Source organism: Jannaschia rubra, from assembly GCF_001403735.1.
GTDB lineage: Bacteria > Pseudomonadota > Alphaproteobacteria > Rhodobacterales > Rhodobacteraceae > Jannaschia > Jannaschia rubra.
Genome location: NZ_CXPG01000009.1, coordinates 332,851 through 351,653 on the forward strand (window position 1 = coordinate 332,851; position 18,803 = coordinate 351,653).

The window sequence follows — 18,803 nt, forward strand, 5'->3', positions numbered from 1 at the left end:
GGTCTCGGATCCCCGATGTGGACACCTTTGGAAGGTGCCCGGTTGAAGCGGACGGAACGCCGGAGCGGGCAGGCCGCCCCGGCGTCCTGCCGTATCAGAACGTCTTCGCGTCCTCGCCGAACCACTCGACGATCAACTCGTTCAGGCTGCCGTCATCCTTCATCGACTGGATCGCGGCGTCGAGCTTGTCGCGCAATTCGGTGTCGCTTTCGCGCAGGCCGACGCCGATCCCGCCGCCCAGGGGCACATCGTCGCCCACGAAGATCATCTCCCCCGCCGATTCCTCGACCGTCGGCACCAGCGCGTCCTTGTCGGCAAAGACGGCATCCGCCTCGCCCGACCGCACCGCCGCGACGGTTTCGTCATAGGTCGCGAATTCGAGCAGGGTCGCACCGGATTCCGCGACGTGATTGGCTTGGATCGTGCCCGTCTGGGCTGCGACGACGCCTCCGGTCAGGTCGACGTCCTCGGACATCGCGGCATAGGCCGAAGCGGCCGGCGGAAAATAGTTCTGCGTGAAGTCGATGACCGCGTCGCGTTCATCGGTGATCGACATGCCGGCGATGATCGTGTCGTAGTTCCCCGAGGTCAGGTTGGGAATGATCGAATCCCACTCGTTCGTCACCCACTCGCAGGTCAGCTCCGCCCGCTCGCAGATCTCGTCGCCCACGTCGCGCTCGAACCCGTCGACCTCTCCTGCGTCGTTGAGGAAGTTATACGGGGGATAGCCGCCCTCGGTGGCCATGCGGACCGTGTCCTGGGCCATGGCCCCGCCGGTCGTCAGCGCCAGCGCGGCGGCGGTAAGGATCAGTTTCATGTCGTTCTCTCCGGTGTTGTGCCTCCCCTGTTCGGCGGGGATGGCGGGTGATGGCGGTCAGGCCACGGCGCTCAGAAAGCCGCGCAGCCGTTCGGATCTTGGCGCGCCGAACAGGTTGGCCGGCGGGCCCTCCTCCTCTATCATGCCCTGGTGCAGGAAGATGACATGATTGCTGACGTCGCGCGCAAGGTTCATGTCGTGGGTCACGATGATCATGGTTCGGCCTTCGTCGGCCAGCGCCTTGATCACCCGGATCACCTCCTGCTCCAGTTCCGGGTCGAGCGCCGATGTCGGCTCATCGAACAGGAGGGCCTTGGGCTCCATCGCCAGGGCCCGCGCGATCGCCGCGCGCTGCTGCTGTCCGCCCGACAGCTGCGCGGGCCAGGCGTCGCATTTGTCGCCGATGCCGACCTTGTCGAGATAGGCGCGGGCGGCGCGTTCGACCTCTGCCGGGTCGCGCCGCAGGACGTGAACGGGTGCTTCCATGACGTTCTGCAACACGGTCAGATGCGACCAGAGGTTGAAGGACTGGAACACCATCGACAGGTTCGTGCGGATGCGCGTTATCTGGGCCGCGTCGGCCGGCCGGCGGGAGTGACCCGACCCGCGCCAGCGGACAGGCTCCTCGCAGAACAGGATGTCGCCCGACTGGCTGTCCTCCAGCAGATTGGCGCATCGCAGCAGGGTCGACTTGCCGGACCCGGACGACCCGATCAGCGACACGACCTCACCCTGACAGGCCCGGAGGTCGACACCCTTCAGAACCTCCAACTGGCCGTAGGCCTTGTGAAGGTCGCGGATCTCGATAACGGGCGGGGCGTCGGCCAAGTCAGCCTCGGGTTGGGCGCGGTTCGGACGTTTACGCAGCAATTCCACCCCGATTGCAATGGGGTTGCAGGATCAGACCTTACCCTGCGCCCTCTGTCGGGCGAGGTTGCTATCGCGGTCGTTGATGCCCAGAAGGCTGGCCAGCAGGCGCAGCAGGCTGTCCTCCTCCTCGTCCCGCTGGCCGTCGGCGAGGACGACCTTCCACAGTGCCTCGATCACGTCGATCCGCTCCTCGAGCGCCACAGCATCCTTGATCGCGCGGGTGAACCGGACGGTGTCCGGGGCCTCCTCCTCCAGCGCTTCTGCCTGCGCGCGCAGGCCGGCGGCCGCATCGGGATTAAGGCCGTGGCGGACGATCAGGATGCGGTCGATCCGGTCCTTCTCGACATCGGCATAATCGCCATCGCTGCGGGCGACGCGCACCATCAGCGCGGCAAGGGCCAGCCGAGCGTCGGGTTCCGGAAGGCGGGCGGGGTCGGGCGCCGTCAGGCGATTGATGAGATCTGAAAACATGCAATGACATATAGCAAGGCCGCTCAGCCTTCCCACCCCTCCGCGATGACGAGATCGCTTTCGCTGATCCCGAGGCGCAGCTTGAGCGCTGCCTGATAGCCTGCGCTGGCATAGCAGTCGCGCGCCGCCTGATAGGTCGGAAACTCGATCACCACCGTCCGGGGCTTGGCCTTGCCTTCGACCGTCTCGCGGGCCCCGCCGCGCACCAGAAACCGCCCGCCGTATTCGGCTAGCGGTGCCGCATTGGCCGCGCGGTAGAGGTCGTATCGCTCGGGGTCGTCCACCCGCCCATGCGCGATCCAGTATCCCTTAGCCATCTGCAGCCTCCTCGAAGATGCGGGACAGGCGGGCCATTTCGCCCTCCATGCCCCAGGGTGGGTTGACGACGACCATGCCCGATCCTTCCATCCCATGTCCCGGTCGTGCAGGCGGAAAGCGGACCTCATGCACCAGTGCCTCGGGCATCGCATCGCGAAGGGTGCGGGTCATCGGCAGATGCCGGCGGTCGGGCAGGATCGGATACCACAGCATCAGGACGCCCACGCCCCATTTCCGATGGATCACGGGCAGCAGGGTCGCGAGTCTGGTGTAATCGGCCTTCACTTCCCATGACGGGTCGATCAGCATAAGGCCCCGGCGCGGATCAGGCGGGGTCAGGGCCTTGGCCATCTCCAGCCCGTCGCGCCTGTGGATCCGCGTGTTCGGACCGGCGGGCATGGCTTCTATCAAGGCACCGTGTTCGGCGGGATGCAATTCGGCCAAGTCGATCTTGTCGAACGGCCGGAGCGTCAGGGCCGCCAAGAGCGGTGAGCCGGGATAGCTGCGCGCCCCGTTTTCCGCACGGAACCGTGTCAATGCCGCCACATAGGGGTGGTCCGGCGGGAAGCGATGCAACAGCCGGTCGACACCCGTTCTGGCCTCGCCGGTGACGGCTGCCGCAGGGCCGTCGAGATCATAGGCCCCACGCCCCGCGTGGGTCTCCAAGTAACTGATCGCCTTGTCTTTTCTGACCATATAGGCAAGCGTCCAGGACAACAGGGCATGCTTGTGGACGTCGGCGGCGTTTCCCGCGTGATAGCCATGTTGATAGGACAGCATCCCCTTGGGCTAGTGCCGCTTGCCGCGCCTGGCAAGCGGCGAAGGAAAACTGCCCGTGATCTCATCGCTTTTTCCGTGCCTTCACGAATGGCCGTGTTAAATACGGACTTGTATTTCAAAGCCTGACCTGCCCGGGATCGCCATGTTTCGCATTTCGCTTGCTGCCCTTGCCCTGACCGCGACTGCCGCCTCTGCGCAGATCGCCGATACGACCACATATTCGACCCAGGAGCAGGGCCCTGCGCTCGGCTTTACCCTGCGCGGCGGCGTGAAGTCCGCGCCGGAATATTTCGGCGCGTCGGAGACCGGATTTGGCCCGACGGCGAGCGTCGAGTTGAACCATTTGCGCCTGGGCGGATATACCTTCGGGAACCCCGATCCCCTCTATGAGCCGCGCGGCTTCGGTCTGATCGGATCGCTGCGCTACATCGGCGAGCGGGACGATTCCGACAACCCGGAACTGGCCGGACTGGATGATGTCGATGCCTCGCTGGAACTCGGCGCCGGCGTTCGCTACGCCACGCGCAATCTGGAGGCTTTCGGCAAGGTCCGTTATGGCGTGATCGGCCATGAGGGGTTCGTTGGCGAACTGGGCGCGGACGTCATCGCCCGCCCGACAGACCGGCTGACCCTGACCCTGGGACCGCGCGCGCTGTTCGGCGACAGCGACTACAGCTCCACCTATTTCGGCGTGACCGCGGCGGAGGCCGGCAATTCCTCGTTCACGGAATTCGATGCAGGTGGCGGGTTGGTATCCACGGGGGTCGAACTCGGCGCGGGCTATCAGATCAACGACAACTGGGGCATCGACGCGACGGTGAACTACGACCGCCTCCGGGGGGATGCCGCCGACAGCCCGATCACCGTCGATGACACAGCGGTTTCCGCCAGCATCGGCGTCACGCGACGGTTCACGCTCGGCTTCTGAAAGTCCTTCCGATCCAGGTGACACGGAACCTTTCGAGCGATCGAGGTGATAGTCTGGCATGAATTCGATCCGCCTTCTTGCCGCATTCGCCCTTGCCTTTCTAACCTTGGCCCTGCCGATCCGCGCGATCGGGCAGGAGGTTTCCGTCGGCGTGATGCAGGCCCCGCCCTTCGCCCTGACGGATGGTGAGGGTCTGAACACGGGGCTGACCGTCGATCTGTTCCGGCTGGCGGCCGAGGCGGCGGACATCGAATATACCTTCGTGGCCCTGCCGGCTGGCACCGATCCGGTGGACGCGCTGGCCCGGCATGACATCGTCCTGCCCGTCGAAGGCAGCGCCGAGATCGAGTCGCGGGCCGACCTGTCGCAACCCTTTTATACCGCCACGCTTGGCATGGCCGCGCCGGAAGACCCGATGGTGCTGCGCGTGGTCAAGGGTTTCGTCACTCTCGATTTTCTGCGGATCGTCGCAGGGGTTGCGGCGCTTCTGTTCGTCGTCGGCGCCATCGTCTGGGCCTTCGAGCGTCGCACGAACGAGGAGATGTTCCACAAGGCGCCGAGCAGGGGGCTTGGCGACGGTTTCTGGTGGGCCGGCGTGACCTTGACCACCATTGGCTATGGCGACAAGGCGCCGGTCACGACCATGGGGCGTGCCATCGCAATGATCTGGATGCTGGTGGGCCTTGCGGTGAGCGCATCGCTGACGGCAGCCGTCGTGACGCTAGCATCAGGGGACGGTCAGTCCATCGACCTGCCCGAGGCTGTGCTCGAAAAGCGTGTCGCTGTTCCCGTCGATGGATCGGCCGAGGCATTCCTGAAAGGTCGTGGCGTGATCGCCGCCGTGGTCCCGGACCCATCCGCCGCGCTGGCCGAGATCGCCGCCGACAGGGCGGATGTCGTGGTGGCTGCAGCACCTTTGCTGCACTGGGCGAACGAACGGGACGGACAGTCCCTGCGCATCACGACGACACGCTGGGACCCCGTCCTGATCGCCATGGCCTTCAACGAAGGCGATCCTCTGCGCGAACGGATGGACCGTGCCTTGCTGACCGTCATCGCCTCCGAGACCGGACAGGAAGTCGTCCGCCGATGGATCCCGGAGGACTTCTGATCCGAGCCCTCAGACCAGACGCGACTGCTCCTTGGCGGCGCGTACGAAGTCCGCGAACAGCGGGTGGGGCGCAAATGGCTTGGACTTCAGCTCCGGATGAAACTGGACGCCGATGTACCAGGGATGATCCTTCGCTTCGACGATCTCGGGCAGGCGCCCGTCGGGGGACATGCCCGAAAAGACCAACCCGCTCTCCTCCAGCTTCTCACGGTAGCGGATATCCACCTCATAGCGATGGCGATGACGTTCCTCGATCGCGGTGGTGCCATAGGCCTCCGCCACCTTGGACCCGTCCTTGAGTACCGCATCGTAGGAGCCGAGCCGCATCGTCCCACCCTTGTCGTCGTCGGCCCTGCGCGTGACGGTATGGTTGCCCTGCACCCATTCCTTAAGATGATAGACCACGGGAGTGAACCGACGCACATCCACCGGCTTGCCGGCCTGCGCCTCGTGGTCGAATTCCTCCGACCCGGCATTGTCGATATGCGCCATGTTCCGGGCCGCCTCGATTACGGCCATCTGCATCCCCAGACAGATGCCCAGATAGGGGATGCCCTTCTCGCGCGCGAATTGCGCCGCCTTGATCTTGCCCTCGGTGCCCCGCTCGCCGAAACCACCGGGCACGAGGATGGCATTCAGCCGCTCCAGATGCGCCGACGGCTCCTCGCGCTCGAAGACCTCCGCGTCGATCCACTCGATCCGGACCTTCACGCGGTTGGCCATGCCGCCGTGGGTCAGCGCCTCGGCAATGGACTTGTAAGCGTCTTCAAGCTGCGTGTACTTGCCCACGATCGCCACCCGGACCTCGCCATCCGTATTGTGGATGCGGTCCACCACATCCTCCCAGCGGTCGAGGTTCGGCTTGGGCGCCGGGCTGATCCCGAAGGCATCCAGCACGGCCTGGTCCATCCCTTCGCGGTGATAGGCCAGGGGCGCCTCGTAGATGGACTTCAGATCCTGCGCCGCGATGACCGAGTCGGGTCGGACATTGCAGAACAGCGCCAGCTTTTCGCGTTCCTTCAGGGGGATCGGGCCTTCGGACCGGCAGACCAGGATGTCGGGGGCGAGGCCGATGGACCGAAGCTCCTTGACGGAGTGCTGGGTGGGTTTCGTCTTCAACTCGCCGCTGGCCTTGATGTAGGGCAGCAGCGTTAGATGCATCAGCACGCATTGGCCGCGCGGCTGTTCCTGGCTGAACTGGCGGATCGCCTCGAAGAAAGGCAGGCCCTCGATGTCGCCCACGGTGCCGCCGATCTCGCAGAGCATGAAATCGACCTCATCGGCACCGATCCGCAGGAAATCCTTGATCTCGTTGGTAACGTGCGGAATGACCTGGATCGTCTTGCCAAGATAATCGCCGCGCCGCTCCTTTTCGAGGACGTTGGAATAGACGCGCCCGGAACTGATCGAATCCGTTGCACGCGCGGCAACGCCCGTGAACCGCTCGTAATGGCCGAGGTCCAGATCGGTCTCGGCGCCGTCGTCGGTCACGAAGACCTCGCCGTGTTCGAAGGGCGACATCGTGCCGGGATCAACGTTCAGATAGGGGTCGAGTTTGCGCAGACGCACGGAATATCCGCGCGCCTGGAGCAGCGCGCCCAGAGCTGCCGAGGCAAGACCCTTGCCCAGCGATGAGACCACACCGCCGGTGATGAAGATGTAACGTGCCATGTCGGATTGCTCCCGCGTCGTCGTCCAGATCCGACCCTTGCCGGAATCACCAATCACGGGATTTGACGGTAGCAGGTGATCCCGACCGGCCGCAACCGCAGGCCGCCGGATCGTTCCGCCTCCGGGCGCCCGCGCGCCCTTTTCGGTGTCGTCAGTCCGCCCGCGGCGGCGTCAGCGGCGCATCGCCGGTCGTGGGCGGCAGAAGGTCCAACCCGGTCGGCGCGGCGGGAACCAGAGGCTCCACATCCTCGACCGGCACGGTCAGGTCGACGACCGACCCGCCCGAGGCGTTCTGCGCCGCGACGATGGTCAGGGTGACCGAGGTCACGAGGAATGCCACGGCAAAAGCCCACGTCAACTTCGTCATTGCCGTCGCCGACTGCCGACCGGTCATGGCGCCGCCGCCGCCACCGCCCAGCCCCATGCCGCCACCTTCGCTTCTCTGCAGAAGGACGATCCCGATCAGGCAGAAGGCGAGGATCAGGTGGATGACGAGGATGACGTTTTCCATGCAGGGCCCATTCGGTCTGTTCGCGGGCTACCTATTGACTGTGCCCCGGTGCCGCAAGCCCGAAGGCTTCCCTGTCGGGGCCCGGCGGGTTAGGGGACCCATGTTTCAATCGGACCGGGGGTCTTCATGGCGAACGTGGTAGTGGTCGGCGCCCAATGGGGCGATGAGGGCAAAGGCAAGATCGTCGATTGGCTGTCGGAGCGGGCCGACGTCATCGCCCGTTTCCAAGGGGGCCACAATGCCGGCCATACGCTGGTTATCGACGGCCGGGTCTTCAAGCTGTCGCTTCTGCCGTCTGGCATCGTGCGGGGCGGCAAGCTGTCGGTCATCGGCAACGGCGTCGTGCTGGACCCCTGGCATCTGATGAAGGAGATCGCGCAACTGCGCGACCAGGGCGTCACCATCACGCCCGAGACGCTGATGATCGCCGAGAACACTCCCCTGATCCTGCCCATCCACGGTGAACTCGACCGCGCTCGCGAATCCGCCACCTCGGTCGCCAGGATCGGGACGACTGGCCGTGGGATCGGTCCTGCCTATGAGGACAAGGTCGGCCGCCGGGCGATCCGGGTTGCCGACCTTGCCGATCCCGCCACGCTGGAGGCGCGGGTCGATCGGGCGCTGGTCCATCACGATGCACTGCGCCGCGGGCTGGGGATGGAGCCTGTGGATCGCGATGCGCTACTCGCGGCGTTGCGCGACGTGGCGCCGGCCGTGCTCGAATATGCCGCGCCGGTCTGGAAAGTGCTCGATCAGGCGCGGCGGTCGGGCAAGCGGATCCTGTTCGAGGGTGCGCAGGGTGCACTGCTCGACATCGACTTCGGCACCTATCCCTTCGTCACCTCGTCCAACGTGATCGCGGGACAGGCCGCGACGGGGACCGGCATCGGGCCAGGGTCCATCGACTTCGTTCTGGGCATCGTCAAGGCCTATACCACGCGGGTGGGCGAAGGCCCGTTTCCGGCCGAACTCGACGATGCGGACGGGCAACGACTGGGGGAGCGCGGCCATGAATTCGGAACGGTCACAGGGCGCAAGCGCCGCTGCGGCTGGTTCGATGCGGTGCTGGTGCGCCAGACGTGCGCCACTTCGGGGGTCAACGGCATCGCGCTGACCAAGCTCGACGTGCTCGATGGCTTCGAGACGCTCAAAATCTGCGTGGCCTACGATCTGGACGGGGAGCGCATCGACCACCTGCCGTTCGCAGCCGACGCGCAGGCCCGGTGCACCCCGATCTATGAGGAGATGCCCGGCTGGTCCCAGTCGACCGAGGGCGCCCGCAGCTGGGCGGACTTGCCCGCCGAAGCCATCAAGTACGTCCGCCGGGTCGAGGAACTGATCGCCTGTCCCGTGGCTCTGCTGTCGACGTCACCCGAGCGTGAGGATACCATCCTCGTCACCGATCCGTTCGAGGACTGAGCGATGGCTCTCCGCCACAAGACCCGCAAGCGTCTTTCGCTGCTCATCCTGGTGGTGGGGCTGCCGCTCTACATCGTGCTGGTGGGGGGGATCATGGGGTTGGTCTATGACCGTTTCGGTCAGCCGCCATTACTGATCGAACTGCTGATCTACATCGTGCTGGGCGTCGTTGCCTTCTTTCCGCTCAAACCGGTGTTTCTTGGGACGTCCCGTGAGGATACGGACGACCCCGCAGATGGAGCCGGCTCTGATTGACCTGACGCGATGCCTGGGGTCCGGGGCGGAGACCATTTTCTGCCGGACCTGCACGAAAAGACCCGCCGCTGGGCGCGGCGGGTCGAACGGGCAGCGGCAATCGGATCAACCGAAGCGTCGGGCCGAAGGGTCCGAATAGCGCGACTCGGCGCCGAGAGCGAAGGTGCCTCGGCTGACCTTCCGGATCGTGCCGTCCCGCAGCAGTTGGCCGAAACCGCGCAGGCCGTCTTCACGGCTCAGATCCTCCACCGCTTCGGAGGCGAGGTGGAGCAGCCGGGGACGCGAGAAGTTGTCCTGCCCCAGCACTTCGGCGGTGTAGACGGCGGCCGCTTCCAGGATCTCGGGCAGGTCGGCTGCACCGACTTCGGCGGCGAAACGCTCGAAATCCTCGGCGCAGGCGCGAACCTGTTCCCCGTCGTCCGTCTCGATGTCGCGATGGGGGCGACGCGGCGCGACCGGACGCTCGGCGGCGGGCGCTTCCTCGACGCGCTGTTCGGACACGAGCACCAACGGCGCCGAACGTTCGGGCCGAGCGGTCCGCGCCTCGGTCTGTTCCGGCGCACGACGCGGGCGGACGGTGCTGGCAAGGTCCGCGCGATAGGCGCCGGTGTCGTCGGACTGGCGCTGCGGGATCGGCCCATCCGCACGGCGCGCCGCGACGGCTGCCTTCAAATGAGAGATGTTCGCGTGGCGGCGCGACGTATCCTCGCCGGACAGACGGCTGTCGGTGGCGGCGAACAGACGCTCCATGTCGCGCACGAGTGGGGTAGCGACGCCGGATTTGGTCCGCGCACCTTTTTCATCGTGGTCCCTAAGGACGATCTTATCCTCTTCGGCGGCATCCTCGGTGAGCGCCTGATCGTCCAGGTCCTCGTAGGCGGCCGGGTAGGCATTCGTCTCCGCCGCCACATCCTGACGTATCGCAGCGACAGGGTCTTCCTCATCGGGATCGTCGTCGAAGATCCCGGCAAGGATGTCGCTGTCGTCATCCTCCTCCAGGAGATCGTCGTCCAACGGACCTTCCTCCGACGCGAGTCCGGACAGATCGCCCGTCAGATCGTCGTCGATGTCATTCCCTGCGGGCACCTCGTGGGACAGGCATGTCAAGGAATGATCGTCGTCGCTCTCCCCTGCATCGTCGTCCACCTCGGCGTGGCGCATCGTGACGACCGCAGCTTCCGCCGTCTCGGTCCTACGGATCTTGCGGACGCGGATGCTCGGCGGCGCGGCGGTTTCCTGCAGCGAGGCGGCGTGCTCCGACTGTTCGGCGAAGTCATCCTCCGCTTTAAGCTCATCCGACTCGACGCCGCGATCCTCCAGCGCGATGTCTTCCTCGCCGGGGGCGACATCGTCCGACGGTCCGTCGATATCATTCGCCGCGACCGGTTCCTCCTCGGGCTGCGGTGCCTCGACGTCTTCCTCCTCGGTGTCCTCCCACACAGGCTCTGCATCGATGATTTCGTCGTGAGATGGCGTCCGCCCGGAGCGGGCCACGTTGCGGACGCGGGCCAGCGTTTCAGACACGCCATGAACGGCGCTCTCCGGCTCGTCCTCGATGGTCGAGAAGGCAGCGTCGTCGAACAGGTTTTCGCGTGTATCCTCCCGTGCTTCGCGGCGAGCAACGTGCTCTTTCGACTTGCTGCTCCTCGCCAGAGCATCATCGACGGTTTGGCCGGCTTCGGCGAGCGAGGGGGAAAGGACGATGCCATTGTCGCCCGACCGCGCGTTCACGGACTGCTTCGCGCGAGTCTCCGCGATGCCGCGAAGCGTCGCCATGTCGGGCGTCGGAGGTTCCGCACCGAAGAACCGGTCGCCCGCCGCAAGGTCACGGAAGTACTCCGCGATTTCGGTCATGGTCGAAAAAGGGTCGTCGAACCCCTCCAGCGTGCAGGAAAAGGTGCCATAGGCGACCGTGAGAATCTTGTTTTCAGGAACCATCCGGAAACCCTCGCTTTGCTTCCCTTCCGGGAACCTGTTTCACTTAACCATGTACATAGACAGACGATTCCATTCAAATCGTGCCCGGATCGGGACAATTTGACGATGGTGGGGACGAATTCTTGCCAGATTTGAAACGGCCCGTTTCCAAAGTCACCTCCGCTCAGACACTTGTCGGTGGTGCTCCGGTTAGCAGGAAAGTTCTTGATGAAGCCTTAACGCATGCCCCCCGCCTGATCGCCGTCGACGGTGGAGCGGACACCGTCCTACAAGCGGGCATGAGGCCCTGCGCAGTGGTTGGCGACCTTGATTCGATCTCGGAGGAGGCGCGCGCGGTCTTCGCCGACGGCCTCGTCCATGTCCCGGAACAGGACAGCACCGATTTTGCGAAGGCCCTGCGGACCTATCCGGCGCCCTTCACGATCGCCGTCGGCTTCATCGGTGCCCGCGTTGACCACTTTCTCGCCTGCCTGACCGAGCTGGCGCGCAACCGTGCCCCCTGCGTCCTTCTGGGCGAGGAGGACTGTGTCTGCATCGCGCCACCTTCGATCCGCCTCGACCTGCCGGTCGGCACGCGCCTGTCGCTCTGGCCGCTCGGGCCTGCAACCGGTACCGGGGAAGGTCTGGAGTGGCCCATCGACAGAGTGGCCTTCGGTCCTGCCTCCGTCACCGGCACGTCGAACCGGACGACCGGTCCGGTGACGTTGAACCTTTCGGGCGGGCCGATGGCATTGATCCTGCCGTCAGACGCGCTGCCCGCCCTTCTCGAATCGTTGGAGATGACCCCTCGCGGCGCGGACACGTCGCCGCTATAAGCCCCGCGACGAACAGGGAGCCGCGCAGATGTCCGCCAGACCGAACCCCATAGACATGGCCAAATACGTCTCGGCGCGCCGCGCCCTCGACTACGTTCAGGACGGAATGCGCATTGGATTGGGCACGGGATCGACGGCTGCCTGGATGGTCCGTTGCCTGGGCGAGATGATCCGCGAGGACGGTCTTCGCGTCACCGGCGTGCCGACCTCATCGCGCACCGCCGAACTGGCGCGGCAATGCGAGGTTCCGCTCGCCACGCTGGAAGACGTCAAGTGGCTGGACCTGACCATCGACGGGGCCGATGAGTTCGACACCGACCTGTCGCTCATCAAGGGCGGCGGCGGCGCGCTGCTCCAGGAAAAGATCGTGGCAACCGCGTCGGACATGATGGTCGTGATCACGGATGCTTCCAAACATGTCGACAATCTAGGCGCCTTTCCCCTGCCAGTGGAGGTCATTCCCTTCGGCTGGCAGACCACCAAGGCGCTGATCGAGGAAAGCCTGATCGGCATGGACGTGGCGAGTCGGTCAGTGACCCTGCGCCTCAACCACGATGCACCGTATCGCACCGATGAAGGCAACCTCATCCTGGACCTGCATCTGCGGCGGATCGGCAATCCGAGGCAGCTGGCGCTGGTGCTCAACCAGATACCCGGGGTGGTGGAGAACGGGTTGTTTCTCGACATCTGCGACGTTGTGATCGTCGGCGCCGCCGACGGCACGGTCGAGGTGCGCGACATCAACCATGGAACCGTGACGCATGAGCGCATCGACATCGGTGACGACGACAACATCTTCACGGTCGTCGAAGGCTGACACGCGGGGCCGACAGGGCGCGACACTCGACCGGCGCGGATGGAATTGCCCGCAGGGCAGGAAGGACATGGCATGGATTTCGACTACGACCTTTTCGTCATCGGCGGCGGCTCCGGCGGGGTGCGTGCCGCCCGTTTGACGGCGGCTGATGGACACAAGGTCGCGCTGGCCGAGGAAAGCCGCATGGGCGGCACCTGTGTCATCCGGGGTTGCGTGCCCAAGAAGCTGATGGTCTTCGCGTCCGAGTACCGCGAAACGATGGGCTATGCGCGCGACTATGGTTGGGATGTGGATGTCAGCGGTTTCGACTGGCCCGCGTTCAAGGACCGGATGCACAAGGAACTTGACCGGCTGGAGGGAATCTACCAGCAGAATGCCGAGAACGCCGGAGTCGAGGTCTTCAAGCAGCGGGCCGTCTTGCGCGACCCTCATACCGTCGAACTGGCCGACGGCAGCAGGAAGACTGCCAAGCACATCCTGGTCGCCACCGGCGGGCATCCTCATGTGCCCGAGATGAAGAATGCCGACCTGGGGATCGTGTCGGACGACGTGTTCCACCTGGATCGCATCCCCAGGAAGATGCTGATCGTCGGCGGCGGTTATATCGGGTGCGAGTTCGCCGGTGTCTTCAACGGACTGGGGTCCGAGGTCAGCATGTTCGTCCGGGGCGCACAGATCCTGCGCGGTTTCGACGAGGAGGCGCGGGGCCATGTGGGCGACTGCATGGAGCGACGCGGCGTCACGATCCATACCGGCTGCGCCCCCATCGAGATCGAGAAGCGCGGGGACAGGATCTGGGTCAAGGGCTCGAACGGCTATTCCGATGAATTCGACTGCCTGCTCTGGGCGACCGGGCGACGGCCGAACACCAAGGGTCTGGGACTTGACGATGCGGGCGTCGAACAGGATCGGCAGGGCGTGGTCTGTGTGGATGAATTCAGCCAGTCCAGCGTCCCCTCGATCTATGCCATCGGCGACGTCACGGGCCGGGTGGAGCTGACGCCCGTGGCCATCCGCGAGGCGATCGGCTTTCACAAGACCGTGTTTCAGGGCGACAAGACGCCCGTGGACCATGAGCTGATCCCCACCGCCGTCTTCACCCAGCCCGAGATGGGCACCATCGGCCTGACCGAGGAGGAGGCCGAGGAGCAGGAGCCGACGCTGGTCTATGCGACCGCCTTCCGGCCCATGCAGCAGGCTTTCGTCGGCGGAGAGGAACGGGTACTGTTCAAGATGCTCGTGTCGAAGGAAACCGACAAGGTGCTGGGCGTCCACATCGTGGGTCCCGGCGCGGGCGAGATGATCCAGTTCATCGGCGTCGCGCTCAAGATGGGCGCGACCAAGGCCGACTTCGATCGGACCTGTGCCGTCCATCCGACGATGGCAGAGGAACTGGTCACGATGAAGGAGCCGGCACGGGTGCTTTCTTGATATGGGACGTGTCAATCCCAATCTTGTGAGAAGACAGTCAGACAAAAAATCGAAGGGACGATCCTGATGGCAGGTAGCGGAGGCCCCTGGGGGGGTGGCGGCAAATCCGGTGGTGGAGGCGACGACGATCGGCCGACCGGACCGAACGGCGGACGCAGGCCGCCGAACCGGGGGCCGCAGGGCGTGCCCGAGATCGACCAGTTGATGAAGAAGGGCCAGGATCAGCTGCGCGTCCTCATGGGCGGACGCGGCGGCGGAAACCGCCCGCCCAACGGCGAAGGCGGTGGCGGAGGGTTCGAGTTGAACCGCGTGACGGTGGCCATCGGCATCTTCGTCCTCGTGGCGGCCTGGCTCTATGCATCTTTCTATACCGTTCGGCCGGAAGAACGGTCGGTGGAGCTTTTCCTGGGCGAGTTTTCCAGCATTGGAGAGCCGGGCCTGAATTTTGCTCCCTGGCCCGTCGTGACGAAGGAAGTCATCCCCGTCACGACCGAGCGTACTGTGGACATCGGCGTCAACCGGGGCGATCGCGACAACCAGGGGCTGATGCTCACCGGGGACGAGAATGTCATCGACATCGATTTCCAGGTGGTCTGGAACGTCGCCGATCCGGCCATGTTCCTGTTCAACCTGCGCGACCCAGAACAGACGATCCGTGCCGTGGCCGAGTCCGCCATGCGCGAGATCGTGGCGCAGTCGCAGCTCGCGCCCATCCTCAACCGCGACCGGGGCGTGATCGCGGACCGGCTGAGCGACCTGATCCAGCTCACGCTCGACAGCTACGACTCGGGCATGGCCGTGGTGCGTGTGAATTTCGACCGGGCGGACCCGCCGCAGCAGGTCATCGACGCCTTCCGTGAGGTCCAGGCCGCCGAACAGCAGCGCGACCGTCTGCAATCCGAAGCCGATGCCTATGCGAACCGGGTCCTTGCCGGAGCGCGGGGTGAGGCGGCGCAACTTCTGGAGGAGGCCGAGGGCTATCGCGCCCGCGTCGTCAACGAGGCCGAGGGTGAAGCCTCCCGGTTCAATGCGGTCTTGGGGGAATATTCCCAAGCGCCGGAAGTGACGCGCAAGCGTCTCTATCTCGAAACCATGGAAAACATATTGGGCGACGTGGACAAGATCATCATCGACAGCGACGTCGGCGGCAACGGGCAGGGTGTCCTGCCGTTCCTTCCGCTCAATGAACTGCGCGGCGGGCGCGCCTCGCAAGGGGGGGAGAACCAGTGAAGCGTTCGATCTATCTACTGCCGGCGGCGGTCGTCATCCTCATCATCGCGTTCTCGGCCATCTTCGTCGTCGATGAGCGCGAGAAGGCGCTCGTCCTTCAGTTCGGCCGCGTTGTCTCGGTCAAGGAAGACCCCGGCCTTGCGTTCAAGCTGCCGCTGGTGCAGGAGGTGGTCTTCTACGACGACCGCATCCTGAGCCGCGACATTGACCCGCTGGAGGTCACGCCCTCGGACGACCGTCGGCTCGTCGTCGATGCCTTCGCGCGTTTCCGCATCGTCGACGTGCGACAATTCCGTCAGGCCGTCGGTCCCGGCGGGATCACCGCCGCCGAACAGCGACTGGACCTGATCCTTCGGTCCGAGCTGCGCGAGGTGCTGGGTTCGGTGTCGTCCAACGACATCCTGTCGGAGGATCGTGCCGCGCTGATGCTCCGCATTGCCACGGGCGCGCGGGCCGAGGCGTCGGCGCTGGGCATCCAGATCATCGATGTGCGGCTCAAGCGGACGGACTTGCCGCCCCAGAACCTCGACGCGACCTTTGCGCGGATGCGTGCGGAGCGCGAACGGGAAGCCGCCGACGAGATCGCGCGCGGTGAGGAAGCGGCGCAGCGTATCCGCGCTCTCGCGGACCGGACGGTTATCGAGTTGACCTCCGACGCGGGGCGGGAAGCCGAGATCGCCCGAGGCGAGGCCGACGCACGCCGCAACAACATCTTCGCCGAAGCCTTCAGCGGCGATCCGGAGTTCTTCGAGTTCTATCGCTCCCTGACGGCCTATTCGCGGGCGTTGCAGTCCAACAACTCGACGCTGGTGCTGTCGCCGGATTCGGAGTTCTTCGACTATCTCAAGTCGGATGGCGGATCTGGCGCGACGCCGCAGGTTCCAGCCGACGATGCCATCGCTCTGCCGGAAGCGGAGGAAGGCTCCTCCGAGGTCGAGGCGGAGCCGTCGCGGACGCTTGTGCCGCTGGAAAGCGCCCCGTCGGACGATCAGCCGGCGCAGGACGACGCGCCTGTTCTGGAAGGCGCCAGCATCGGAAACTGACGGCGCTCACCGTATCACCGGAAAGGCCGCCCCTAGGGCCCAGCCCCTGACGGTAAATGTTGAAAAAGTTCTTCGGTTGGCCGCACTGCGGCCAACTTTTTCTTTGACACCACGCTTGACCGTCGTCCGAATGGAGGAAACAGGTGTCGAGCGTCTCGAAAATATCTTCGGGAACAGCGGTGGCCCCGCTGACCCGAAGGCTGCCTGCGCCCGTGGCAGGTGTCGATCTCAACTTTTGCCGCAACCCGGCCTGCGCCTTTTACGGCGTGCTGCCCGATCCGTTCAAGCGACCGAATGGCTCCCCGTCCGCGCCGCCAGGTATGCCGCGCGGAGCGGTGCCGGGTGGCAAGCACAAAGAGTTCTACAAGTGTCCCGCCTGTCGCACAACCTCCCGGGTAAAGAACAACCGTGCGGTCGCGGAGGAACACGAGCGGATGCGACGCCTGCGCGAGACTGATCCCTGCGCGCCCGCCTGCCGCACGGCGAGCTGCGCGAACCAAGGCCTCTCGGTCGAGGAGCATCCGGAGCTCTATCAGCGCTTCGGCAAGACCAAGGGCGGCGACCCGCGCTGGCGGTGCAAGGGCTGCGCGAAGACCTTCTCGACCGGCAAGCCGGCCCGTCGGCATAAGCGGTCGGACAAGAACCGCCTGGTCCTCGATATGCTCTGCAACGACCTGTCGCTCGCCAAGACCTCGAAGATCTCCGGGTTGTCCTACCGAGACATCTACCGGCGGATCGGGTTTTACCACGATCAGGTCGGGAGCTTCGTGGCGCGCCGCGAGGACTTCTCCCGGATCGACTTCGCAGAGATGGGCTCACGCTTCGCCACCGACAGCCAGGCGCTGACCATCAACTGGCCCAGCCGGAAGCGGCGTTTTCCGGTCGTGTTCCAGCATCTCTGCACCGCGCACGCGCGATCGGGCTTCATCATGGAGGCGTCCTTCCAGCTCGACCCGGAGATCTCGTCGGCGGAAGCGGAGGCCCAGTCCCGTGCGGCGGACGAGGACCACATCTCTACGGCTTTCCGCCGCCACGCCCGCATCTGGACGAAGACCGAGTTCGACGCACATCTCGTGCGGCTGGCGAAGGCTGCGGGGCTGCCGCAGGTGGAGGAATACGGCCTGCCTGCCACCGGCTCGATGCTGCGCTACGATGTGATGCAGTTTGCCCACGCAATGCGGCTGCACGATCATATCGGCCAGACGGACGCCCCGTTGATCTTCGTGATGGATGGGGATGCTGGCCTCAAGCAATCATTCGCGACAGTTTTTCAGCCGGAAGTGTCGGCCGGGCGCGCGCATCTCGCCATCATCGACTTCGACAAGGCGATGACGAACGATATGCGCAACTGCGTCGTCTCCGATGGTCGCATCGACCTGTGTGCAACCACGGGGTTGACCCCGACTGAGCTGAGTCTGATTCCGGCGGAGTTCTACGCCGAGATCCTCGACGAGGAGGTGGCTGTCCGTCTTGTCGGGGAGCCGGTCGGTGAATGGTTTCAGTATCCATTCCCGACGAAGAGCGAGCCCAACAGGCGGGTCTGCCTGCTCACGGACCACCCGGGGCTGGAGGCGCGGGAGAAAGCCAAGCTGATGCGCCTGGCTACGCTCCGAAGCGTCGATAGCTACTTCCATCGCTTCCGCTCGAACGTGCGCTTCGCCAGCCGGCCGCAGATTTCGACCAATGGTCCTGGTCGCGTCTGGGGCAGGCATCATCTCTACGACCCAGTCGTTCTGTCGAAGCTTGTCGAAATCTATCGGTTCTACCACAACTGGATGGAGCCGGGCACGGATGGTAAGACGCCGGCGATGCGGATCGGGCTGGCGCGGGGCAGAATTTATGAGCGCGATCTGCTCTGATCGCTTCTGGATCAAAAAGTTCGGTCCGAACTCCTTCAAGCATCCCTTTCTTATGCGGCGGGGGTGTGCGGGCTCAGATCGCTTGAGGGATGCTAACTCCCCGATAGCAGGAGAACCCAAGCTCGAGCGTGATTCAGTCTTACCGCGATCCGGGAGGATCAACCCGGTGATAGGTGAAATCCACAGCTGGAGCTCGCAAGGATTAGCCAAATGGTTGATGACCTTGCTACGGCCTGTGAGCTGCTGCGTTTTGCGCTGCTGCTCTACAAGGGCTACAGACTACTGACGACCCCGAGGGTCTAAGTATAAGGGGGTGCCACCTCGCTATCGAAGTGGCACCCCCGCACATTTTCAGGAGAGCTTTGTCGCTATCTACCCCATGCTGGCGTGGATCAAGACACCAGCGGTTAGTGCTATGCGGTCTTGTTGATCAGCCCTTTCAGCCTGACCACCTTGCCAGAAGGACTTAGGCTCATCTCACCTTCGAACAAAGCAACCGAGCCATCAATATTTACCGTC

Annotated in this window: 18 protein-coding genes; 10 read left to right on the forward strand and 8 right to left on the reverse strand. The window is 64.7% G+C overall.

The window, feature by feature from the left end; translation table 11 throughout:
- Positions 1-94: 94 nt before the first annotated feature.
- From JAN5088_RS01970 to JAN5088_RS01990, 5 genes are all read right to left on the reverse strand, one after another.
- Positions 95-817 (reverse strand): transporter substrate-binding domain-containing protein, encoded by a 723-nt coding sequence (locus tag JAN5088_RS01970; RefSeq protein WP_055681103.1) that lies wholly within the window; start codon positions 815-817, stop codon positions 95-97.
- 57 nt (positions 818-874) lie between these two features.
- Complete coding sequence (locus JAN5088_RS01975) at positions 875-1,645, reverse strand: ABC transporter ATP-binding protein (protein WP_055681104.1); 771 nt, start codon at positions 1,643-1,645, stop codon at positions 875-877.
- Positions 1,646-1,717: 72 nt separating this feature from the next.
- Positions 1,718-2,158, reverse strand: coding sequence for a tellurite resistance TerB family protein (locus JAN5088_RS01980; RefSeq protein WP_055681105.1), 441 nt, complete (start codon positions 2,156-2,158; stop codon positions 1,718-1,720).
- A 23-nt stretch (positions 2,159-2,181) separates the two neighbouring features.
- The gene (locus JAN5088_RS01985; protein ID WP_055681106.1) at positions 2,182-2,475 is read right to left on the reverse strand and encodes a DUF1330 domain-containing protein; all 294 of its coding nucleotides are present in this window, start codon (positions 2,473-2,475) and stop codon (positions 2,182-2,184) included.
- A complete protein-coding gene (locus JAN5088_RS01990) occupies positions 2,468-3,256 on the reverse strand; it encodes a 23S rRNA (adenine(2030)-N(6))-methyltransferase RlmJ (protein WP_055681107.1) in 789 nt (262 codons plus the stop codon). Before JAN5088_RS01990 ends, JAN5088_RS01985 begins: the two co-directional genes overlap by 8 nt.
- 142 nt (positions 3,257-3,398) lie before the next feature.
- Between JAN5088_RS01990 and JAN5088_RS01995 the strand changes: the two genes are divergently transcribed.
- Both JAN5088_RS01995 and JAN5088_RS02000 read left to right on the forward strand, forming a co-directional pair.
- Entirely contained in the window at positions 3,399-4,184 is a 786-nt protein-coding gene (locus JAN5088_RS01995) for a MipA/OmpV family protein (protein WP_055681108.1), read from the forward strand.
- A gap of 58 nt (positions 4,185-4,242) precedes the next feature.
- Positions 4,243-5,295 (forward strand): ion channel, encoded by a 1,053-nt coding sequence (locus tag JAN5088_RS02000; protein WP_055681109.1) that lies wholly within the window; start codon positions 4,243-4,245, stop codon positions 5,293-5,295.
- 9 nt (positions 5,296-5,304) lie between these two features.
- Here the strand turns inward: JAN5088_RS02000 and pyrG are convergent, their stop codons facing one another.
- Positions 5,305-6,966: a CTP synthase gene (gene pyrG, locus JAN5088_RS02005; RefSeq protein WP_055681110.1), complete on the reverse strand. Its 1,662-nt coding sequence runs from the start codon at positions 6,964-6,966 to the stop codon at positions 5,305-5,307.
- Positions 6,967-7,117: 151 nt separating this feature from the next.
- Complete coding sequence (gene secG, locus JAN5088_RS02010; RefSeq protein ID WP_055681111.1) at positions 7,118-7,477, reverse strand: preprotein translocase subunit SecG; 360 nt, start codon at positions 7,475-7,477, stop codon at positions 7,118-7,120.
- Positions 7,478-7,603: 126 nt separating this feature from the next.
- Between secG and JAN5088_RS02015 the strand changes: the two genes are divergently transcribed.
- Both JAN5088_RS02015 and JAN5088_RS02020 read left to right on the forward strand, forming a co-directional pair.
- Positions 7,604-8,896 carry an adenylosuccinate synthase gene (locus JAN5088_RS02015; protein ID WP_055681112.1) on the forward strand — a complete coding sequence of 431 codons (1,293 nt, stop codon included), beginning with the start codon at positions 7,604-7,606 and terminating at the stop codon, positions 8,894-8,896.
- A 3-nt stretch (positions 8,897-8,899) separates the two neighbouring features.
- Complete coding sequence (locus JAN5088_RS02020) at positions 8,900-9,151, forward strand: DUF2842 domain-containing protein (protein ID WP_055681113.1); 252 nt, start codon at positions 8,900-8,902, stop codon at positions 9,149-9,151.
- A 105-nt stretch (positions 9,152-9,256) separates the two neighbouring features.
- Here the strand turns inward: JAN5088_RS02020 and JAN5088_RS02025 are convergent, their stop codons facing one another.
- Positions 9,257-11,089 (reverse strand): hypothetical protein, encoded by a 1,833-nt coding sequence (locus JAN5088_RS02025; protein WP_055681114.1) that lies wholly within the window; start codon positions 11,087-11,089, stop codon positions 9,257-9,259.
- Between the two features lie 80 nt (positions 11,090-11,169).
- On the opposite strand from JAN5088_RS02025, the gene JAN5088_RS02030 reads away from it, so the two are divergent.
- From JAN5088_RS02030 to JAN5088_RS02055, 6 genes are all read left to right on the forward strand, one after another.
- Positions 11,170-11,904: a thiamine diphosphokinase gene (locus tag JAN5088_RS02030; RefSeq protein ID WP_233489690.1), complete on the forward strand. Its 735-nt coding sequence runs from the start codon at positions 11,170-11,172 to the stop codon at positions 11,902-11,904.
- A gap of 28 nt (positions 11,905-11,932) precedes the next feature.
- On the forward strand, positions 11,933-12,721 hold the full coding sequence (gene rpiA, locus JAN5088_RS02035; RefSeq protein ID WP_055681116.1) for a ribose-5-phosphate isomerase RpiA: 789 nt from the start codon (positions 11,933-11,935) through the stop codon (positions 12,719-12,721).
- 72 nt (positions 12,722-12,793) lie between these two features.
- Positions 12,794-14,152 carry a glutathione-disulfide reductase gene (gene gorA, locus JAN5088_RS02040; RefSeq protein ID WP_055681117.1) on the forward strand — a complete coding sequence of 453 codons (1,359 nt, stop codon included), beginning with the start codon at positions 12,794-12,796 and terminating at the stop codon, positions 14,150-14,152.
- Between the two features lie 66 nt (positions 14,153-14,218).
- Positions 14,219-15,382 carry an FtsH protease activity modulator HflK gene (hflK, locus tag JAN5088_RS02045; RefSeq protein WP_055681118.1) on the forward strand — a complete coding sequence of 388 codons (1,164 nt, stop codon included), beginning with the start codon at positions 14,219-14,221 and terminating at the stop codon, positions 15,380-15,382.
- Positions 15,379-16,425 carry a protease modulator HflC gene (gene hflC / locus JAN5088_RS02050; RefSeq protein ID WP_055681119.1) on the forward strand — a complete coding sequence of 349 codons (1,047 nt, stop codon included), beginning with the start codon at positions 15,379-15,381 and terminating at the stop codon, positions 16,423-16,425. The genes hflK and hflC overlap by 4 nt, the downstream gene beginning before the upstream one ends.
- A gap of 179 nt (positions 16,426-16,604) precedes the next feature.
- Positions 16,605-18,284 (forward strand): IS1 family transposase, encoded by a 1,680-nt coding sequence (locus tag JAN5088_RS02055; RefSeq protein WP_143114527.1) that lies wholly within the window; start codon positions 16,605-16,607, stop codon positions 18,282-18,284.
- The last annotated feature ends 519 nt before the right edge of the window (positions 18,285-18,803 follow it).